This window comes from Salmonella sp. NW1250 (assembly GCF_051812965.1).
Taxonomy (GTDB): Bacteria; Pseudomonadota; Gammaproteobacteria; order Enterobacterales; family Enterobacteriaceae; genus Salmonella; species Salmonella enterica.
On the sequence record NZ_JAMNDD010000038.1, the window covers coordinates 1 to 931 of the forward strand.

Here is a 931-nt window from a genome sequence, read left to right on the forward strand (position 1 = left end):
TGGGTTGCCGGAGACGGTGAACTCACCGGGGAAACAGCAGGACAGGTATACCTGGAATGCGCTGGGGCTGATGAGCAGCCACCGGCGCATCACGGGGAGCGTGGAGAGCTGGCGGTATACGCCGCGCGGTCTGCTGGCGGCGCACACGGATGAGGAGAAGCGCGAGACGCGCTGGCAGTACACGCCGGAAGGCCGGGTGACCGCGCTGACCAACGGCAACGGGGCGCAGTACCGGTTCAGTCACGATGCGGACGGCAGGCTGGTGCGTGAGGTGCGCCCGGACGGACTGAGCCGTACTTTTATCCTGGACGACAGCGGTTATCTGACGGCGATACAGACCACGGGCACGCAGGGCGGCGTGCGGCGGGAGATGCAGCAGCGGGATGCGCTGGGCCGTCTGTTACGGACGGAGAATGAACACGGCCAGCGGACGTTCAGCTACAACCGGCTGGACCAGATAACGGCAGTGACGCTCACGCCCACGGAGGCGGGGCAACAGCAGCACCGGATGCAGGCCGACACGGTGCGTTTTGAGTATGACCGCAGCGGCTGGCTGACGGCGGAGCACGCGGGGAACGGCAGCATATGTTATCAGCGCGACGCGCTGGGCAACCCGACGGACATCACGCTGCCGGACGGGCAGCACCTGACGCATCTGTATTACGGGAGCGGGCATCTGTTACAGACGGCGCTGGACGGCCTGACGGTGAGCGAGTATGAGCGCGACAGCCTGCACCGTCAGATAATGCGCACGCAGGGGCAGCTTGCGACGTACAGCGGCTACGACGACGACGGGCTGCTGAGCTGGCAGCGCAGCCTGGCGCCCGGCAGCGCCCCTGTTCTTCCCGGCCAGCGCCCGGCGCGGCAGGGCTGCGTGACGTCGAGGGACTATTACTGGAACAACCACGGCGAGGTGGGCACGATTGACGAC

1 pseudogene is annotated in these 931 nt (G+C 66.7%); it reads left to right on the forward strand.

The features are described 5' to 3' along the window. A pseudogene (locus tag NBA72_RS24120) lies at positions 1-931 on the forward strand (RHS repeat protein); the annotation flags it as partial.